The sequence below is a fragment of the Alcaligenes sp. LTN-3 genome (assembly GCF_059735605.1).
Map to the genome: position 1 here is coordinate 920,284 of NZ_JCAPDN010000002.1, position 17,521 is coordinate 937,804.

Sequence of the window (17,521 nt, forward strand, 5' to 3'; positions counted from 1 at the left end):
GGCTTATCTCCGAAGTTTGCTAAAGGCCGCTGCCATGGCACCGGTTGGTGCTGGTTCAGCTTGCCGGTTGGGGCGATTGTTTCCAGAGCGGCGTTGGGGAGCGTTGCTCGTGCTGTTGGAACCACGCACTGGGGCGCTGTCGTCGTTCAGGCGCATGGTCAAACCGATACGCTTGCGGGCGACATCCACTTCCTGGACTTTAACCTTAACCGTCTGACCCACGCGAACCACATCACGCGGATCTTTCACAAAGGTATCAGACAGAGCCGAGATATGCACCAGACCGTCCTGGTGTACCCCTACGTCCACAAAGGCACCAAAGTTGGCTACGTTGGTGACCACGCCTTCCAGAATCATGCCGGGCGTCAAATCGTTCAGGGAGTTGATGCCTTCCTGGAACTTGGCCGTCGTAAATTCAGGGCGAGGGTCGCGACCGGGCTTTTCAATTTCGTTAAAAATATCACGCACGGTGGGCAAGCCAAAGCGTTCATCCGTGAAGTCTGAAGGGGACAAACCTTTCAGTGCGCCGGATTTACCCATGACATCGCTGGCTTCGGTCTGTAGACGCTCCAGAATACGGGCGGCAACCGGATAGGCTTCGGGGTGAACCGCCGAGGCGTCCAGAGGGTTGGCTGCGCCGGGAATACGCAAAAAGCCCGCTGCCTGCTCAAAGGCTTTTTCACCAAAGCGGGGCACGTCACGCAACTGCTTGCGGCTTTGGAAGGCACCATTTTCGTCACGCCAGGTGACGATGTTTTTGGCCAGCGTGTTGTTCAGGCCGGAGACGCGCGCCAGCAGGGGAGCAGAAGCGGTGTTGACGTCCACACCCACCGCGTTAACACAATCTTCGACCACGGCATCCAGGCTGCGAGCCAGTTCGCGCTGGTTCACGTCGTGCTGGTATTGGCCAACGCCAATGGATTTGGGGTCGATCTTGACCAGTTCGGCCAACGGATCTTGCAGGCGGCGGGCGATGGAGACGGCACCACGCAGGCTGACATCCATATCAGGAAATTCCTGGGCAGCCATTTCCGAAGCAGAGTACACCGATGCACCTGCCTCGGACACGACGACGCGGGTCAGCGGCAGTTGCGGGAAGGCCGACTGCAGGTCAGCCACCAGTTTCTCGGTTTCGCGCGACGCTGTGCCGTTACCAATCGCGACCAGTTCAACTTGGTGGCGAGTAGCCAGACCGGCCAAGGTACGAATCGCGCCTTCGCGGTCACGACGGGGCTCAAAGGGGTAGACGGTGGCCGTATCCAGCACCTTGCCGGTTGCATCGATCACAGCGGCTTTCACGCCGGTACGAATGCCTGGGTCTAGGCCCAGAACGGCTTTATTGCCAGCGGGGGCCGCTAGCAGCAAATCGCGCAGATTGGCGGCAAACACGCGGGTGGATTCCTGCTCAGCTTGTTCGCGCAGACGACCAATCAGCTCGGATTCAAACGCCGTCAGCAACTTGACGCGCCAAGTCCAGCGGCAGACCTCGGCCAACCAGTGATCACGTGGGCTGGCGTCGGCGGAAAAGTCAGCGCCAATATCGGTCAGCTCTGCCACTTTCAGCACACAAGGGTGGGGCAAGAGCTGATCCTGTTCGGGGTTCAGGCCCAGGCGCAGGTCCAGCGCACCTTGCTGACGGCCGCGCAACAAAGCCAGCACGCGGTGAGAAGGCAGTTGGCGCAGCGCTTCGTTAAAGTCGAACCAGTCGCGGAATTTGTCACCTTCCTGTTCCTTGCCTTCGGCAACCTTGGAGTACAGGTGGGCGGACTTCCACAGATAGTCGCGCATGGCTTCCAGCAGGTCGGCCTGCTCGGCAAAGCGTTCGGCCAGAATGTCGCGGGCACCGTCCAGAGCAGCTTTGGTCGTGTCGATCTTGGCTTCGGCATTCAGATAGCCTTCGGCCAGTGCCAGAGGGTCGGCATCCTTCTGGGCCAGAATGGCGTCCGCCAGCGGCTCCAGACCGGCCTCGCGGGCAATCTGGGCACGGGTACGACGCTTGGGCTTGTACGGCGCGTACAAGTCTTCCAGACGCTGCTTGGTGTCCGCCGCCAAAATGGCTTGCTCCAGCTCGGGCGTCAGTTTTTCTTGCTGGCGGATCGATTCCAGAATGGCATGACGACGCGATTGCATATCGCGCAAATAGATCAGGCGCACTTCCAGATCGCGCAGGACATTATCGTCCAGGCCACCGGTGGCTTCCTTGCGGTAACGGGCAATAAAAGGGACCGTGGCCCCGTTGTCCAAGAGCTCAACCGTCGAGGCGGCTTGTTGGATGCGGATGTTCAGTTCAGAGGCCAGTAGCGCCAGAATCTGTTGGTGATCCTGTTGCTGGGCGAGGGTTTCCACAGTCATTTCAGTTATGGGTCCATCGTTGTAAAAGGGTCTGCAAGCGCCGCATTTTGCCATAAAGACCGGCAGCGACCCAGAATTGGCAGGTATCATCTTGTATGTATTCCACTGTGATTGTAGACAGTTCTGTCATTCGTCACCTCTCCCTGAGCGGTTTTGCCCCATGTTGTTGCAGGATTATTCCGATATCTTTTCTCCCCAAGGCCCTCTGGCAGAGTCTGTCCCGCACTATCGTCCGCGGCAGGCTCAGTTGGAGCTGGCCCAAGCCATCAGCGAGACGGTCGCCGATTCTGGCGTACTGATCGCCGAGGCGGGCACAGGCACAGGCAAGACCTGGGCCTACCTGGTTCCGGTGTTCATGCAAGGCGGTAAAGCGCTGGTCTCGACCGGAACGCGTACCTTGCAGGACCAATTGTTCCGTCGGGATATTCCCCACCTGCGTAAAGCGCTGGCTTTGCCGGTCGATGTGGCCTTGCTCAAGGGCAGAAGTAATTACGTCTGTCATTACCATTTGGAACGGTTGGGGCAGGATGACCGGGCTCTGAAGTCTCGTGCGGAAATCGCTTATCTGCGTGCTATCCAGCTCTTTACAGAGCGCAGCCGTAGCGGCGACAAGGGTGAGCTGGCCGAAGTCCCCGAAGATGCGGATATTTGGCACCGGGTCACCTCAACGCGGGATAACTGCCTGGGGCAGGACTGTCCCTTTGTGCGCGACTGCTTTGTGATGAAGGCCCGCCGTCATGCTCAGGATGCCGATGTGGTGGTGGTGAACCACGCCTTGTTCATGGCCGATTTGGCCTTGCGCGAAGAGGGCGTGACGGATTTGCTGCCCAGCGTGGATCTGGTGGTGTTTGACGAAGCGCACCAACTGCCCGACGTGGCCACCCGTTTTTTGGGTAGCAGCGTGTCCTTGTATCAACTGACGGATTTGTGTCGGCAGATAGAAGCGGCGGGTCTGGCCCAGGCCCGTGAGACCGTGGACTGGAGCCAGGTTGCCCGCAAGCTGGAGCAAGCGGCTCGGGATTTGCATTTGCGAACCGCGTCGCTGGCGGCTCAAGGTGGCCGCGCCACTTTCCAGGCCTTGCCCGAGCCTGAGCTTTTTGATGAGGCGCTGGAGCATTTGCTGGAGACCTTCGATAAGGTCATCAAGATGCTGGCTATGGTGGCTGAGCGCCATCCTGATCTGGCAGCAGCGCATAAAAGTGCCTTGGAGATACGTGCACGCTTGTTCCAGTGGAGTCAGCCAGATCGCCAGGGCCGCCACGCCTATCTGCCTGAAAGTGAAAAAGATGAAGACCAGCCCGACGAGTTCGTGCGTTGGGTAGAAAGTGGCCAGCACTATTTGCGTTTGCACAGTGCGCCTTTATCGGTGGCCAAGATTTTCTCGCGTTACAGAGGCAAGGAGCAGTCCTGGGTGCTGACCTCGGCGACCTTGTCGGTGCATGGGGATTTCAATCATTTCAAGCGGCAACTGGGCTTGTTCGATGCCCGCACCGAAGCCTGGGCTTCACCGTTCGACTATCCGAATCAGGCACTGTTCTATGTGCCCAGCACCTTGCCGCTTCCCAGCCATCCGAATTTCAATCAGGCTTTCGTGGATGCGCTCATTCCGCTGATCAAGGCGGGTCAGGGCGGTGTGTTGGTGCTCTGTACCACCTTGCGCTCGGTAGAGCGGATTGCGGATATGCTGCGAGACCGATTTGATCGGGAAGACATAGAGCGCAATGTGCTACGCCAAGGGGAGCGTTCGCGCCAGGTTCTGCTGGACGAGTTCCGTGCGCGTGGCAATGCGGTGTTGGTGGGCAGTGCCAGCTTCTGGGAAGGGATTGACCTGCCTGGTGATGCCTTGACACTGGTTGCGATCGACAAGCTGCCCTTTGCTCCGCCGGATGATCCGGTGCTGGAGGCCCGTATCAAAGAATGCAAGGACAGAGGCGGTAATCCCTTTATGGAATACCAGTTGCCCGAAGCGGCCATTGCTTTGAAACAAGGGGCTGGGCGCCTGATCCGTACCGAGCGCGACTGGGGCGTGCTGATGGTGGGCGATACCCGCATTGTCGAGAAACCCTACGGCAAATTGCTGTGGCGTGGTTTGCCACCTTTCGCTCGGACTCGTGATCCTGCTCGTGCGCTGGCGTTTTTGCGGGAGCAAAAGGCCAAGCGGCAGAGCGATGAAGCAGGGCAAGTGACGATGGAGGACGGCCTGGAGCAGCCGTAAGGAGACAGTCGACCGACTGGTTTCTTGCCCCCAAACATAGTCCAGGCCAATCCTGGTGAGGTGTCTGTGTCCAAGGGCAGGGAATGCGTTTTGTTTTCTGAGTACAATCACGGCCATGGCTAACCTTGCTTACCTCACACTGAAACCGGTTAATTACCGGGGCGCAGCCATGCCTCGCGGACACTTTCATTCCGTCACACCCCCTTAGGGTGCACTAGCGCGGCAAGAGCGCTCTTTCCTTGCTTTGTCCTTTTCTCTGTCTGTCGCTGTTTGCCGCGACGGGCGTGCCCATGTTTTTGCCTTGCGTGTCCAGACGGTGACTGTTTAGCTGGATACGGTAAGCGCGTCTCTCTTCTTTGCTAAATGCGGTGTTTATGTTTATTGAAAAAATCAGAACGGAATGGTTCTCCAACGTTCGGGGTGATTTGCTGGCTGGCCTGGTGGTGGCATTAGCCTTGATTCCGGAAGCCATTGCGTTCTCCATTATTGCCGGTGTGGATCCTAAAGTCGGCCTGTATGCCTCTTTTTCTATCGCGACGCTCATCGCTTTTGTCGGTGGCCGACCAGGCATGATTTCGGCTGCGACCGGGGCGATGGCCTTAGTGATGGTGACGCTGGTGAAAGAGCATGGGCTCGACTATTTGTTGGCGGCAACCATTCTTGCAGGGATGCTGCAAATGTTGGCTGGCTTTTTTCGCCTTGGGCAGCTTATGCAGTTTGTCTCGCGCTCGGTCATCACTGGCTTTGTCAATGCCCTGGCGATCTTGATTTTTATGGCTCAATTGCCGGAGTTGACGAATGTCACCTGGCCCGTTTATGCCATGACGGCGGCTGGGCTGGTCATCATTTATGGATTGCCTTATATCACCAGGGCAGTGCCTTCGCCCTTGGTGGCCATTGTCGTTCTAAGCATTGTCTATATGGTTTTTGAGCTGGATATCCGCACCGTGGGTGATATGGGGGCCTTGCCTGACAGCCTGCCCAGCTTTTTGATCCCGCAGGTTCCTTGGACATGGGAAACACTGCAAATCATTTTTCCTTACTCTGTCACCTTATGTGTTGTGGGTCTATTGGAATCCTTGATGACGGCCACTATCGTGGACGATATGACCGATACCACGAGCAACAAAGACAGAGAGTGTGTAGGACAGGGTATTGCCAATATCGCCACGGGCTTTGTAGGAGGGATGGCTGGCTGTGCCATGATTGGGCAATCGGTGATCAATGTGAAATCAGGTGGGCGTGGCCGACTGTCCACCTTAACAGCGGGCGTTGTGCTGTTGATACTGGTTGTCTTTCTGGGGGAGTGGGTCAAGCAGATACCGATGGCTGCCTTGGTTGCCGTGATGGTGATGGTGTCCATCAGCACATTCAATTGGCGTTCAATCAAAGACCTGGTCGTGCATCCCAGAACATCCAGTGTTGTCATGTTGGCGACGGTGGTGGTCACTGTTGCCACCCACGACCTGGCCAAAGGAGTGCTGACAGGTGTCCTGTTCTCCGGGGTATTCTTTGCACACAAGGTGCGCCGTATTTTGCACATCACCTCAAGCCTTAGCCAAGATGGCCAGACACGTACTTATATTGTTTTCGGGCAGGTGTTTTTTGCCTCGGCAGAGAACTTTTTTTCAAAGTTCGACTATCAAGAGAAAGTGCCGCATATCTGTATTGATGTGAGCCAGACACGATTTTGGGACTTAAGCTCGGTTGCGGCCTTGGATCGGGTTGTGTTGAAGTTGCGTCGTGGCGGTGCCCAGGTGCAGGTGCAGGGGCTCGATGCCAGTAGCACGACAATGATCGAACAGTTTGCTCGTTACCCCAGCAGTGACGGTGCGAGTCCCGTAAACCCTCATTAAATAGCGTGGCCGGCGCTGGATGCGCCGGCCTTAACTGCCATCGTCTGCTCCTTCCTGGGTTCTGAAGGGGACATTTCAGTCCCGGTCGTGCACCTCCAGCCCCACGCAATTGCCTGGAAATAATAATTCAAGCTTAAACAAGAATCTGGGTGCGACGCAGGGTAATCCCCATCCTTCAAGACATTGACGCTCTACATCAAGCTAACTACCATCACAACATACAGATATGTATGTTATGAATCCACTTATGTTTGGTGAAGCGAATGACGACAGAAAAAACGATGCCGCGGGTGATGCGTTTCAATGATTTGGCGTTCCAGCCTCGACAGGAAAAGCCCGAGATGGCGCAGTTGGCGGAGATTGTGGGTGAACAAGATGGCACGCCTCTCAGTGCTGGTTATGCCCGTCTGAGCAAGGCGCGAATTGAATGGACTGTGCTTTACGACGAAGTGGTCACGGTAATTGAAGGCAGCATCAATATTCATACCCCGCAAGGTGTTTTGAAAGCAGGGCCCCTTGACTGCGTTTGGCTACCCGCAGGTACTCCCCTGATCTACGAAGCAGAGTCTGCTCTGATCCATTATTGCCTGCATCCCAGCAACTGGGCCAGCGCACGGACGGCCGCATGAGCACCAAGAAAATTACGCGCCTGCCGGAGAACGACAAGACCAATGGGTGGAGTCGGCTTCTGGCGCCTCGCATGGCCAAGCCAGCCTTAGGTAAAGATATACAAGCCGATTGGGTGATTGTTGGCGGTGGTCTGGCCGGTTTGGCCGCAGCTCGTCGCCTGGCAGAGAATCGTCCCGATGACAGCATCGTGGTGCTGGAAGCGGATCAGGTGGGTGAAGGGGCTCAAGGCCGAAACTCCGGCTTTGCGATTGATAGCCCTCATAACGTTGGCAGTTCCATGGGCGAACTGGACGCCGCCCGCTCGCACGTGCGCTTGGCGCGTACGGCAATTGCTTATCTAAGAACCCAGGTCGAGCGTTACGGTATCGAGTGCGACTGGAGCCCCATCGGGAAATTCCATGCGGCGGTTTCCGAGGAAGGCGTACGCACAACCCTGAAGCCTACGCTTCAGGTGCTGGAGTCCTTGAAGGAACCGCATGAGTGGCTGGACGGGAAGGCTTTGCACGATAAGCTGGGATTCAAGCATTTCCGTACAGGTATTTACACCCCAGGCACGGTGCTGCTGAACCCGGCTGCTTTATCGCGTGGCCTGGCTGACAATATGCCTCCCAACGTCACCGTCTACGAAAAAACGCCGGTGTTGTCTTTGCAGCAAGGTGATGGCGTCACGCTGGACACCCCCGGCGGCAAAGTTCGTGCAGGAAAGATGATTCTGGCCGTGAACGTGTTCGCGGAGCAGTTTGGGTTTTATAGCGGCAAGCTGATGCCGATGGCCGCTCATGCCAGCTTGACTCGTTGCCTGACCGAAAGCGAACAGCGTGAATTGGGCGGTTTGCCCAGCTGGGGTTTGACGCCCGCCAATGCGTTTGTAGGTATCACCATGCGCCGCACCAATGACCAGCGCATTCTGATTCGCCAGCACATGACGTACGCCCCTAATTTGCGTAGCGATGACCAGAGCCGTCGCCGTGTTCGCATCGAGCACAAAGCCCTGTTTGATGAGCGTTTCCCGAATCTGAAGAGCGTGGAAATGGAGCACACCTGGACGGGCTTTATCTGCTTGTCCCGTAACGGCTCGCCCGGCTTTGGGCAGGTGGCGCCACATGTGTACTGCGCGGTGTGTCAGAACGGGGTGGGGCTGACCAAAGGCACGATCTCCGGCATGTTGGTGGCGGATCTGGCCTGTGGCGTGGATAACCCTTTGATTGCTGACATGCAGGCTCTGGGGCAACCCGATGCTTTGCCGCCACGGCCGTTTCTGGATGTGGGGGTCCGGGCCCGTTTGGGCTGGGAGTTGTGGCGACACCGAGCAGAAGCCTGACAAGTGAAGTTTGAACAACAAATTTAAAAGAGATACCCAGGAGGAGTTATGACGCTTTTGAGCAAGACTTTGCTGACGGTGATGTTCAGCCTGAGTGTGGCCACCGTGTCCGCACAAACCATGCGCATTGCAACAGACTCGGGCGCGCAGGGTTCGCCTAGCGGTGACGCTATCGAAAAATGGGCCGCGTTGATTAAAGAGGGCACGCAAGGCGCTTTGTCGCCACGCGTTTTTTATCAGAACCAGTTAGGAGGTCAGGAAGAGGTGTTCGATCAGCACATAGCGGGGGATGTGCAGTTGATGTTGAACTGGCCCATGACTTCCTATGACAAGCGCATTGCGGTGATCTATACGCCTTATATGTTCACCACCTGGGAAGAAGCCCTGGCTGCTTACCAGCCTGGTGGCTGGCTGAATGAAACGCTGGATAGTGTTTACAAGGAAAATGGTCTGAAGTTCTTTGGTGCCTGGCCTGAAGGCTTTAATGGCGTTGCTACCAAAGGCAAACATGCGTTGACGGTGGAGGATGCCAAGAGCATCAAGGTACGGGTACCTCCAATCTCCATAATGCAGCAGTCTGTGCAAGCCATGGGTTACCAAACGGCCGCCATTGATTGGGGGGAGGTGTTCACTTCCATTCAAACTGGCGTGGTCGATGGCGACGCGGCCAATGTCATTTATTACGACTACGAGTATTTCCGCGACACCTTGGATTATTACGTGCGCAGCAAGCAGCAATTCATTACTGGTGTGCTGTCCATGAACCTGGAAGCTTGGGAGGCCCTGAAACCCGAACAACAGGAAGTGATTCAAGCCTCCGCCACCAGCATCATGCAAGAGCAGTTTGCCAAGGCCCAGCTAGCGGACGCGGCTATTGTGGAGAAGTGGAAGGCGCTGGGCAAAAACTACATTGAACTCGACAAGGATCAGCTGGCCGCATTGGGTACGCATGTCCGCGCCAAAGTCTGGCCATCGATGCACGCTGAAGTAGGCGAGAACATCATGGCGCATATCGAGAAAAACGCCTCGGCTCTCAAGTGAACACCTTGGATCAAGGGAGTATGAGCGTGAGTGAGGGTATCCCAATGAAGCGCGGGCCGACCCTGGCTGCCCTGGAATGGCTGGCCATTGTGTCAAGCATCGTGGTGGCGGCAGGTTTGGCCTATGTGGTGGCAGCACGTTACTACCTGAACTGGCCGGCAACAGGAGTGCACACCATTGTGATGGTGGCGGCGATCTGGCTGTACATGACCGGGGCGCTGATCGCCAGTCAGTCCCGTCAGCATCTGGTGGTGGACTATCTGTCACATCGTTTGAAAACGCCACAAGCGCGTGCCATTCACCGTTTTATTGTGTCGGTACTGGTACTGATTATTGTGGTGGCCTTCGCTTATTGGACCTTGCGCATGTTCATGTGGGGCTCCCGCTTCTCCGCCACCATGGCGGAGCTGTCGATTCCTGTCTGGGTGCCTCAGTCTGCAATTGGCCTGAACGCAGTCGGTAGCCTGTTGTATGCCTTGCGCGATGTTTATCAGTCTTTGATGGCCTTGCGCCAGGGAGACGATTGATTATGCATGCTGGATTTTCTGTTCTCTTGCTGCTGTTCCTGCTGGGGGTGGGGGTGCCGGTGGCCTGGTCCTTTGCTGGCACGTTGTTAATGTTGACCTTGGTCTATGACGTCAATTTGAACACCTTGATGCTGCAAGGATTCCGTTCCTTGAACTCCCTGGTTCTGCTGGCCTTGCCCTTGTTCATCATGGCAGGTTATTTGATGCAGGCAGGCGGGATTGCTCATCGTTTGGTGGGTTTTGCCGAAATGCTGGTCAAGAATCGTCGTGGTGGCATGGGGGCCAGCATGGTTCTGGCTTCCGGGGTGTTCGGGGCGATTTCGGGGACTGCCTCGGCGGCAGTGGCTTCCATTGGCACCATCTTGGTCGACCCCATGGAACAACGTGGTTATCCTCGTCAGTACTCGGCGGCCTTGTTGGGTATTTCCTCCTTGCTGGGCATTCTGATCCCGCCGTCCATTACCATGATTTTGTTTGCGGTGGTGACCCAGCAATCCGTGGTGGCCTGCTTTGCAGCGACGATCGGACCGGGCTTGCTCTTGATGTTTGGTTTGATTTTGTTCAATTACGTCGTGGCTGGACGCTGGTTCAAGGAGTCGCCTGCTCAGCCTGCGCACGAAACTCAAGGGCGTTACTCGCTCAAAACCTTGTTCTATGCCATCCCCGCCTTATGTATTCCTGCCTTGATTCTGGGCGGGATTTATGGGGGAGTCTTCACGCCTACAGAAGCGGCTGCGGTAGCTGTTGTGCTGGTCATCGGTATTGGCTGCTTTGTGTACCGTGAGCTGACCTTGCGCAAGCTGTGCGACAGTTTTGTACGTACGGCAGAGACCACGGGGACGGTCATCCTGATCTTGCTGTTCTCTTTCCTGATTGGCCGAATTCTGGTTGCGCAAGGCGTGCCACAGGACCTGGCCACTTTTGTGACCGGTCTGGTCGATAGTCCCATCGGAATTCTTTTGATGGTGAATATCTTTCTGGTTCTGGTGGGCATGATTATCGATGACGTGTCCTTGACCGTGGTGGTGGCTCCCTTGCTGCTGCCGTTGGTGGGGGCGGCAGAGATCAACCCGGTACAGTTTGCCGCGATTGTGGCATGTGCAGTAATCGTAGGTTCCAACAGTCCGCCGATGGCACCTGTGCTGTATATGTCCTGCCGTATCAGTAAAGTAGCGGTACACCGCTCTTTTAGTCCGGCCATTGCCATGATTGTGTTTGTAGCCATTCCGGTTCAGTTGATTACCACCTTTGTGCCCGCCGTTTCCTTGGCGTTTCCACGAATGCTGGGCCTGTTGTAAGAGGAGCGCCGGTATACTTTGGCGATTAAAGCGACTCTACAAGCAGGCGATATGAGCGATAAGGAATTGATTGAACGTGTGGCCCAAGCCGGGGCGTTGAGCGAGCCTAATGTGCATTTGACGCGGGCGGATTGGCTGGAGGCCGCCATTCGCTTGTTTATGCAAGAAGGTGTGGAGGCGGTGCGCATCACCCGTCTGGCCCAGGTCATGGCCGTCACACGGGGAAGTTTTTATTGGCATTTCAAGGACAGGGACGATCTGCTTGATGGGCTGGTCGGTTTTTGGGAGCAAAAGAATATGCGCTCTACCATGCTGGCGCTAGAGAATGTGGACAATTTGCAAGATGGCATGTTGTCCCTGTTCTCCACCTGGCTGGACGTGTCCCGTTTCGAACCGGGTCTGGATATGGCCATGCGTGATTGGGCAAGGCGCTCCGAGCGGGTGCGTCAGGCGGTAGCGCGGGCGGACAAGGCTTGCATGAATGCCTTGGCTAATTTCTTTCAGCGTATGGGGTTGGAACAGATAGAAGCTCAGACCCGAGCACGGACAACGTACTTTTGTCAGATTGGCTATTACTTGATTGGCCTGCAGGAAAATCTGGAAGATCGTATGGTGTATTTGAATGACACCATGAAGATCTTGGGTGGCCAGCCTTTGGATCCGGCCAAGGCCAAGGCTTTTGCAGAGCGCATGTATAGCGTGCAAAAGGACAATGCCAAGAAAGTGGTGGGATAGTTGGATGCTCTGGAGCCGGTGGGCGTCAGGCGTGCCTAGGGGGCCACAGAGGAAGGAGCGTCCTGACTGATAGTTCTTGCTCTGAGGAGCAGGGCAAAGCGAGTTGCCAAGGAATATCAGTTTGAAGTCGGGAAACTAAAAGGGCCGAATCCTGAAGAGGATTCGGCCCTTTTTGGGACTGCGTTCAGTGAGACGTTTTATTGCCGCTTCACAAAGGCAGTCCGTATCATCTTGTGCTGCTTTGCTGCAAGGCTTAGAACCAGTTGATGGGGTTCCAATAGTTAACCTTGGTATCCAAGCCTTCCGTGAAGTATTTTGAGTCAGGGAAGTTTTGGTCCATCACGCGTTTGGTGGTGTCGCGCAACTCGGTCTGGCCCATCTTGTCGTAAGACAGGTACATCAGGTACAGCGCACGTTCGGCGATGGGCACACCCTTGAAGTCCGTAATAACGGTTTGGGCACGGTTAACAGCGGCAACGTAGGCGCCACGTTTGTAGTAGTACTCGGCCACATGTACTTCGTTCTGAGCGATGGTGCTGACCAGCCAGGTTAAACGTTTGGCGGCATCGGGTGCGTATCGGCTGTCGGGGTAGCGTTGCAGCAGATCGTTAAAGGCTTCGTAGGATTCACGCAGACCTTTAGGGTCACGCTCGCTGGGGTCCTGCTGGGTAATGTTGGACAGGGCAGCGCTAGGAGGCGTAAAGGAGATCAGTCCTTTCAGGTACAGCATATAGTCGGTGCCAGGGTGGCTGGGGTATTGCTTCTGGAAGCGGTCAATAGCGGCCAGGGCTTTGCCAGGCTCTTCGTCTTTCCAGTTAATGTAAGCCTGGTCGATCAGCGATTGCTGTGCATATGTGCCGAAGGGGTAGCGGGACTCGACGGCTTCCAGGCGGGTACGCGCGTCTTTCCAGTTGCCGGCCGACATTTCTTCACGGGCGTCTTTATACAAACGCTCGGCGGTCCAACCCGAGGTGGGGTCAACTTCTTTTTTGGTAGTGCCGCAGCCAGCAAGCAAAGTGGCAGCCAGCATTAATGCGGCTACTTGGGCCAGCTTGGTACCACGAATACGTGGCAAGTTCAGGTTCAGGCGAGTCACAAAAGCGTCCTTGGTGTTAGCATTGCTGCTCAATTATATGATTTGTCGCCATGCCTGACACAGATACTGAAAAAGATAGTGTTGTTTCTTCCGACGCACTGCGTTTTATCCTTCCCATCACTGCGTCTCCCGATCGTCTGGACAAGACTTTAGCGCGGTTACTGCCTCAGCATTCGCGCAGCCGTCTACAGTCCTGGGTCGAGAGCGGGCATGTTCTCGTCAACGGCCAGGCCGTCAAGGTCAAGCATACGGTTTACCCCGGTGATACCGTGCTGGTCTGGGAGCAACAGGCCCCAGAAGACATGGCTTTTGAGCCCGATGACGTGGACTTCGAGATTGTGGCTCAAAGTGACTCCTGGCTGGTGGTAAACAAGCCAGTCGGTCTGGTCACGCACCCTGGCGCGGGTAACTGGCGCGGCACCTTGCTCAATGGTTTGCTGTTTCGCTTTCCCACTTTGCGACAGGTGCCCCGTGCCGGTGTTGTACACCGGCTGGACAAAGACACTTCCGGCTTGCTGGTGGTGGCTCGCACAGAAGTCGCACAAACTCACTTTGTCCGACAACTGCAAGAGCGTAGCATGGGACGCCAGTATCTGGCGTTGGTCCATGGTGTCTTGCCGGGCCAGGGCTCGGTAGATGAGCCAATTGGACGCGATTTGCGCGTGCCAGTGCGCATGAGCACTGGACCATCCGTTGCCCCCAAGCATGCCGTAACGCATTATCAAATGTTGCGTCAGGGTTATGTGGGTGAAGAAGCGGTGACCGAAGTGGCTTGCCGACTGGAGACAGGGCGTACCCACCAGATTCGTGTCCATCTCAGTTCGATCAAGCATCCCCTGCTGGCCGATACCCTCTATGGTGGCCGCGTCGTTGCGGGGGCACAGCGTCAAATGCTGCATGCGCACGTGCTGGAGTTTGACGATCCCGATACGGGCGAGCGCCGCAGCTTCTCGGCAGAGCCACCGGCTGATTATCAGTCTGTTGTAGAGTCTATTGAATGGCACACTCAACGTTGATTTCTACGGTTAGCGGCCCCGCACAAGCGGGGCTGCTTTATTTTTGTACGACTCGGGCCGGTGGCGTCAGTCAGGACGAGCGCGACAGCCTGAACCTGGGCTTGAATACCGGCGACGATCCGCAGCGGGTGCAGGTCAATCGGCAGCGGCTTGCGGACTTTTTGAGTGCGGAGCCCATCTGGTTGGCACAGGTACATGGTACAGACGTGCTGGATGCGGATCAGGAGGTCCTGCCTGCTGTGCCCAGGCAGTTTGATGCCGCTATCACCACGCGCCGGGATCGCACTTTGGCCATCTTGACGGCGGATTGCCTGCCGGTTGTCATTTGGGATGAGCATGCCCAGGTGCTCGGTGTGGCCCATGCCGGTTGGCGTGGGCTGCAAGCCGGAGTCTTGGAAAATACCTGGCAGGCGATGGCCGCCCGTTGTCCCCAAGCGCAATCCTGGCAAGCCTGGATTGGGCCGGCGATTAGCCAGGAGCACTTCGAGGTCGGGCAGGAGGTCTTTGATGCCTATGTTCTGGACGAGCCTGAATTGGCCGCCTTTTTTATTCGGGGAAAGCGCCCTGGAAAATGGCAGGCGGATTTGCCCGGTATTGCACGCCACCGATTGGAAAAATTGAGCCTCGGAAAAATAACTGTGCATTTAAGTGGCCTGTGCACGTTTCAAGATAATGATTTGTTTTATTCTTATCGGCGCTCGCCCTTGACTGGCCGACAAGCCACGATTGCTCGCCTGAACCCGCGTTAACGGTTTTTTGCTCGTTTTTAAATACCATATGGAATTTTTAATTCCGTCTATTGGCGCGCCAGCCTAATTAATTACCCCAATTGACTGCCTTTGTGACGAACGTCATGCTCTAAGCGTATTTGCAATTCGTTTACAGGTGGCAGATGTCGAGTAATAACAGTGCTTTTCAAGGTTTTGGCAAACCGATGGATGCTACCGGCTGTGCTGAACTCCAGGCTCGTTACATGCAGCAGTGGCAGGAGCTGTGGGACCAGGCTCAACGGGGAGCCTTGCCTGCCCCGCAGGATCGTCGGTTTGCGGATGCCGCCTGGCAGCGTAATCCTACCGCCTTGTTCAATGCCCATGTCTGGCAGCTTAGCGTTCAGGCCATGAACGAGATGCTGGACCTGATGGAGCTGGACACCGCACAGCGGGAGCGTCTGAGCTTTTCCATGATGCAGTGGGCCGAGGCCATGTCGCCCAGCAATTACTTGATGCTCAACCCCCAGGCTCTACAAACCATGATGGACACGGGCGGCCAGTCGGTGCTGGAAGGCATGTCCAACTTTATGGATGACTGGCAAAAGGGGCGCATGACCCAAACGGATGAAAGCCAGTTTCAGTTGGGGCAAAACGTGGGCACCACTGCAGGTGCCGTGGTGTTCCAGAATGATATTTTCCAGCTGATTCAGTACTCACCCACCACCAGCATGGTGCATGCCGTGCCTTTGCTGATCGTGCCCCCGTGTATTAACAAGTTCTACATTCTGGACTTGCAACCCGAGAACTCGTTCGTACGCCATGCCCTGGATCAGGGGCTGACGGTGTATCTGATGTCCTGGCGCAATCCCCAGCCGAACGATGCAGCCCATATCCATGCCCTGAGCTGGCAGGACTATCTGGAGCAAGGCGTGCTGGAGGCGATTCGCGTCAGCCAGGAACTGTCGGGACAGGAAAAAATCAATACGCTGGGCTTTTGTATTGGCGGCACCTTGCTGGCCAGTGCCTTGGCACTGGCGCGCAATAAAGGCCAGGATCCGGCCGCTTCCATGACCTTGTTGACCACCATGTTGGACTTTACTGACGTGGGTATGCTGAACGTCTTCATCGACGAGGCACAGGTCGCGTTTCGGGAGTGGCAGTTGGGGCAGGGCGGTTTGCTCAATGCCCGCGAACTGGCCAGTACCTTTTCTTTCTTGCGCCCCGCCGAGCTGGTTTGGAACTATGTGAACAGCAATTACTTGCAGGGCAAAAAACCGCCTGCATTTGATCTGCTGTACTGGAATTCCGACGGCACCCATTTGCCCGGTCCTTTCTTTACCTGGTATTTGCGTAATACCTATCTGGAAAATCGCCTGATTCAGAAGGGGGGCGTCCCCGTGGGAGAGCACCGTGCCGATCTGAGTCAGCTCGATTTGCCTGTGTACCTGTATGGCTCCAAAGATGACCATATCGTGCCCTGGCAGTCTGCCTATGCGTCCTTGCGGGCATTGCCGGCGGCCCAGCATCGGTTTGTGTTGGGAGCGTCTGGCCATATTGCGGGCGTGATCAATCCGCCTGCCAAGCAGCGTCGTAATTATTGGGTGCTGCAAGACGGCGAGCCGGTCGCCACGCTGGATGCCCAGCAGTATATGGAACGGGCTCAGTCCGTACCCGGTAGCTGGTGGTCGGACTGGATTGCTTGGCTTGCGCCCTTGTCGGGCTCACGGCGTCGCGCAAAACGTCGATTGGGCCATGCGCGTTATCCCGTGCTGGAAGAGGCGCCCGGCAGTTATGTGAAAGTGCGCGCCAGTTAATTCTTCAGTTTTTCAGGTTTCGGGAGCAGGGTAATCAGCCTGCTTCCTTGATCCCGACGCCAGGCTTTTTCATTGCCCGGGCCGGCACAGGGATTCGAGCGTTGTCACCCCTTTCAGGAGATGGATATGAGCAGCAAAGTAGCTTACGTAACTGGTGGTATGGGAGGGATAGGGACAGTCATTTGTCAGCGCCTGGCCAAAGACGGGTTTACCGTAATTGCAGGTTGTGGCCCCAACCGTGATTTTCAGAAATGGTTGGGCGAGCAAGCCGAGCTGGGCTACACATTTCATGCTTCGGTGGGCAACGTGGCAGACTGGGATTCGACCGTCGAGACCTTTAAGAAAGTATTTGCCGATTTTGGCCGTGTCGATGTGCTGGTCAATAATGCCGGGATTACACGCGACGGAACCTTCCGTAAAATGAGCCAGGAAGATTGGCGCGCAGTGATCGACACCAACCTGAATAGCTTGTTCAACGTGACCAAACAAGTGATTGATGGCATGGTAGAGCGCCAATGGGGCCGCATCATCAACATCAGTTCGGTGAACGGGCAAAAAGGGCAATTTGGCCAGACCAACTACTCGACGGCCAAAGCCGGGATCCACGGCTTTACCATGGCCCTGGCTCAGGAGGTTGCCAATAAGGGGGTGACGGTCAATACTATTTCCCCCGGTTATATTGGTACGGACATGGTCCGCGCGATTCGTCCCGATGTGCTGGAGAAAATCGTGGCTACCATTCCGGTGGGGCGCTTGGGCACGCCCGATGAAATCGGGTCTATGGTCGCTTGGCTGGCCTCGGGTGATTCCGGCTTTGCCACTGGCGCGGATTTCTCCCTGAACGGTGGCTTGCACATGAGCTAAGGCTTGTTGCAGTGTATAGCGCGTGTTTTTGTTTTATTGATTAGGA

General features: G+C 56.0%; 14 protein-coding genes. 12 read left to right on the top strand and 2 right to left on the bottom strand.

Annotation, left to right across the window (positions count from 1 at the left end):
- Positions 1 to 3 precede the first annotated feature (3 nt).
- The gene (locus tag AC6I6N_RS12505; RefSeq protein ID WP_094195960.1) at positions 4 to 2,352 is read right to left on the bottom strand and encodes a Tex family protein; all 2,349 of its coding nucleotides are present in this window, start codon (positions 2,350 to 2,352) and stop codon (positions 4 to 6) included.
- 160 nt (positions 2,353 to 2,512) lie between these two features.
- Between AC6I6N_RS12505 and yoaA the strand changes: the two genes are divergently transcribed.
- The 8 genes from yoaA to AC6I6N_RS12545 all read left to right on the top strand — a co-directional run bounded on the left by yoaA (position 2,513) and on the right by AC6I6N_RS12545 (position 11,975).
- Positions 2,513 to 4,567: a DNA repair helicase YoaA gene (yoaA, locus tag AC6I6N_RS12510; protein ID WP_108727915.1), complete on the top strand. Its 2,055-nt coding sequence runs from the start codon at positions 2,513 to 2,515 to the stop codon at positions 4,565 to 4,567.
- A 374-nt stretch (positions 4,568 to 4,941) separates the two neighbouring features.
- Positions 4,942 to 6,423: a SulP family inorganic anion transporter gene (locus AC6I6N_RS12515; RefSeq protein WP_094195962.1), complete on the top strand. Its 1,482-nt coding sequence runs from the start codon at positions 4,942 to 4,944 to the stop codon at positions 6,421 to 6,423.
- A gap of 263 nt (positions 6,424 to 6,686) precedes the next feature.
- Positions 6,687 to 7,052: a EutQ-related cupin domain-containing protein gene (locus tag AC6I6N_RS12520; RefSeq protein WP_230019153.1), complete on the top strand. Its 366-nt coding sequence runs from the start codon at positions 6,687 to 6,689 to the stop codon at positions 7,050 to 7,052.
- Complete coding sequence (locus AC6I6N_RS12525; RefSeq protein ID WP_497943547.1) at positions 7,049 to 8,374, top strand: NAD(P)/FAD-dependent oxidoreductase; 1,326 nt, start codon at positions 7,049 to 7,051, stop codon at positions 8,372 to 8,374. Before AC6I6N_RS12520 ends, AC6I6N_RS12525 begins: the two co-directional genes overlap by 4 nt.
- A gap of 48 nt (positions 8,375 to 8,422) precedes the next feature.
- Positions 8,423 to 9,415 (top strand): TRAP transporter substrate-binding protein DctP, encoded by a 993-nt coding sequence (gene dctP / locus AC6I6N_RS12530; protein WP_094195964.1) that lies wholly within the window; start codon positions 8,423 to 8,425, stop codon positions 9,413 to 9,415.
- A 20-nt stretch (positions 9,416 to 9,435) separates the two neighbouring features.
- A complete protein-coding gene (locus AC6I6N_RS12535) occupies positions 9,436 to 9,942 on the top strand; it encodes a TRAP transporter small permease (protein ID WP_497943548.1) in 507 nt (168 codons plus the stop codon).
- Between the two features lie 2 nt (positions 9,943 to 9,944).
- A complete protein-coding gene (locus AC6I6N_RS12540; protein ID WP_429646269.1) occupies positions 9,945 to 11,240 on the top strand; it encodes a TRAP transporter large permease in 1,296 nt (431 codons plus the stop codon).
- Between the two features lie 51 nt (positions 11,241 to 11,291).
- The gene (locus AC6I6N_RS12545) at positions 11,292 to 11,975 is read left to right on the top strand and encodes a TetR/AcrR family transcriptional regulator (protein WP_108727911.1); all 684 of its coding nucleotides are present in this window, start codon (positions 11,292 to 11,294) and stop codon (positions 11,973 to 11,975) included.
- A 253-nt stretch (positions 11,976 to 12,228) separates the two neighbouring features.
- Here the strand turns inward: AC6I6N_RS12545 and AC6I6N_RS12550 are convergent, their stop codons facing one another.
- Positions 12,229 to 13,026: an outer membrane protein assembly factor BamD gene (locus AC6I6N_RS12550; RefSeq protein ID WP_199827906.1), complete on the bottom strand. Its 798-nt coding sequence runs from the start codon at positions 13,024 to 13,026 to the stop codon at positions 12,229 to 12,231.
- 95 nt (positions 13,027 to 13,121) lie between these two features.
- Here AC6I6N_RS12550 and AC6I6N_RS12555 point away from each other — a divergent pair, with 95 nt between their 5' ends.
- From AC6I6N_RS12555 to phbB, 4 genes are all read left to right on the top strand, one after another.
- On the top strand, positions 13,122 to 14,087 hold the full coding sequence (locus AC6I6N_RS12555; RefSeq protein ID WP_497943549.1) for an RluA family pseudouridine synthase: 966 nt from the start codon (positions 13,122 to 13,124) through the stop codon (positions 14,085 to 14,087).
- A complete protein-coding gene (gene pgeF / locus AC6I6N_RS12560) occupies positions 14,069 to 14,836 on the top strand; it encodes a peptidoglycan editing factor PgeF (protein ID WP_230019156.1) in 768 nt (255 codons plus the stop codon). The genes AC6I6N_RS12555 and pgeF overlap by 19 nt, the downstream gene beginning before the upstream one ends.
- A 143-nt stretch (positions 14,837 to 14,979) precedes the next feature.
- Positions 14,980 to 16,611 (top strand): PHA/PHB synthase family protein, encoded by a 1,632-nt coding sequence (locus AC6I6N_RS12565; protein ID WP_108727909.1) that lies wholly within the window; start codon positions 14,980 to 14,982, stop codon positions 16,609 to 16,611.
- A 126-nt stretch (positions 16,612 to 16,737) separates the two neighbouring features.
- Positions 16,738 to 17,475: an acetoacetyl-CoA reductase gene (phbB, locus tag AC6I6N_RS12570; RefSeq protein WP_009457629.1), complete on the top strand. Its 738-nt coding sequence runs from the start codon at positions 16,738 to 16,740 to the stop codon at positions 17,473 to 17,475.
- Positions 17,476 to 17,521: the final 46 nt, after the last annotated feature.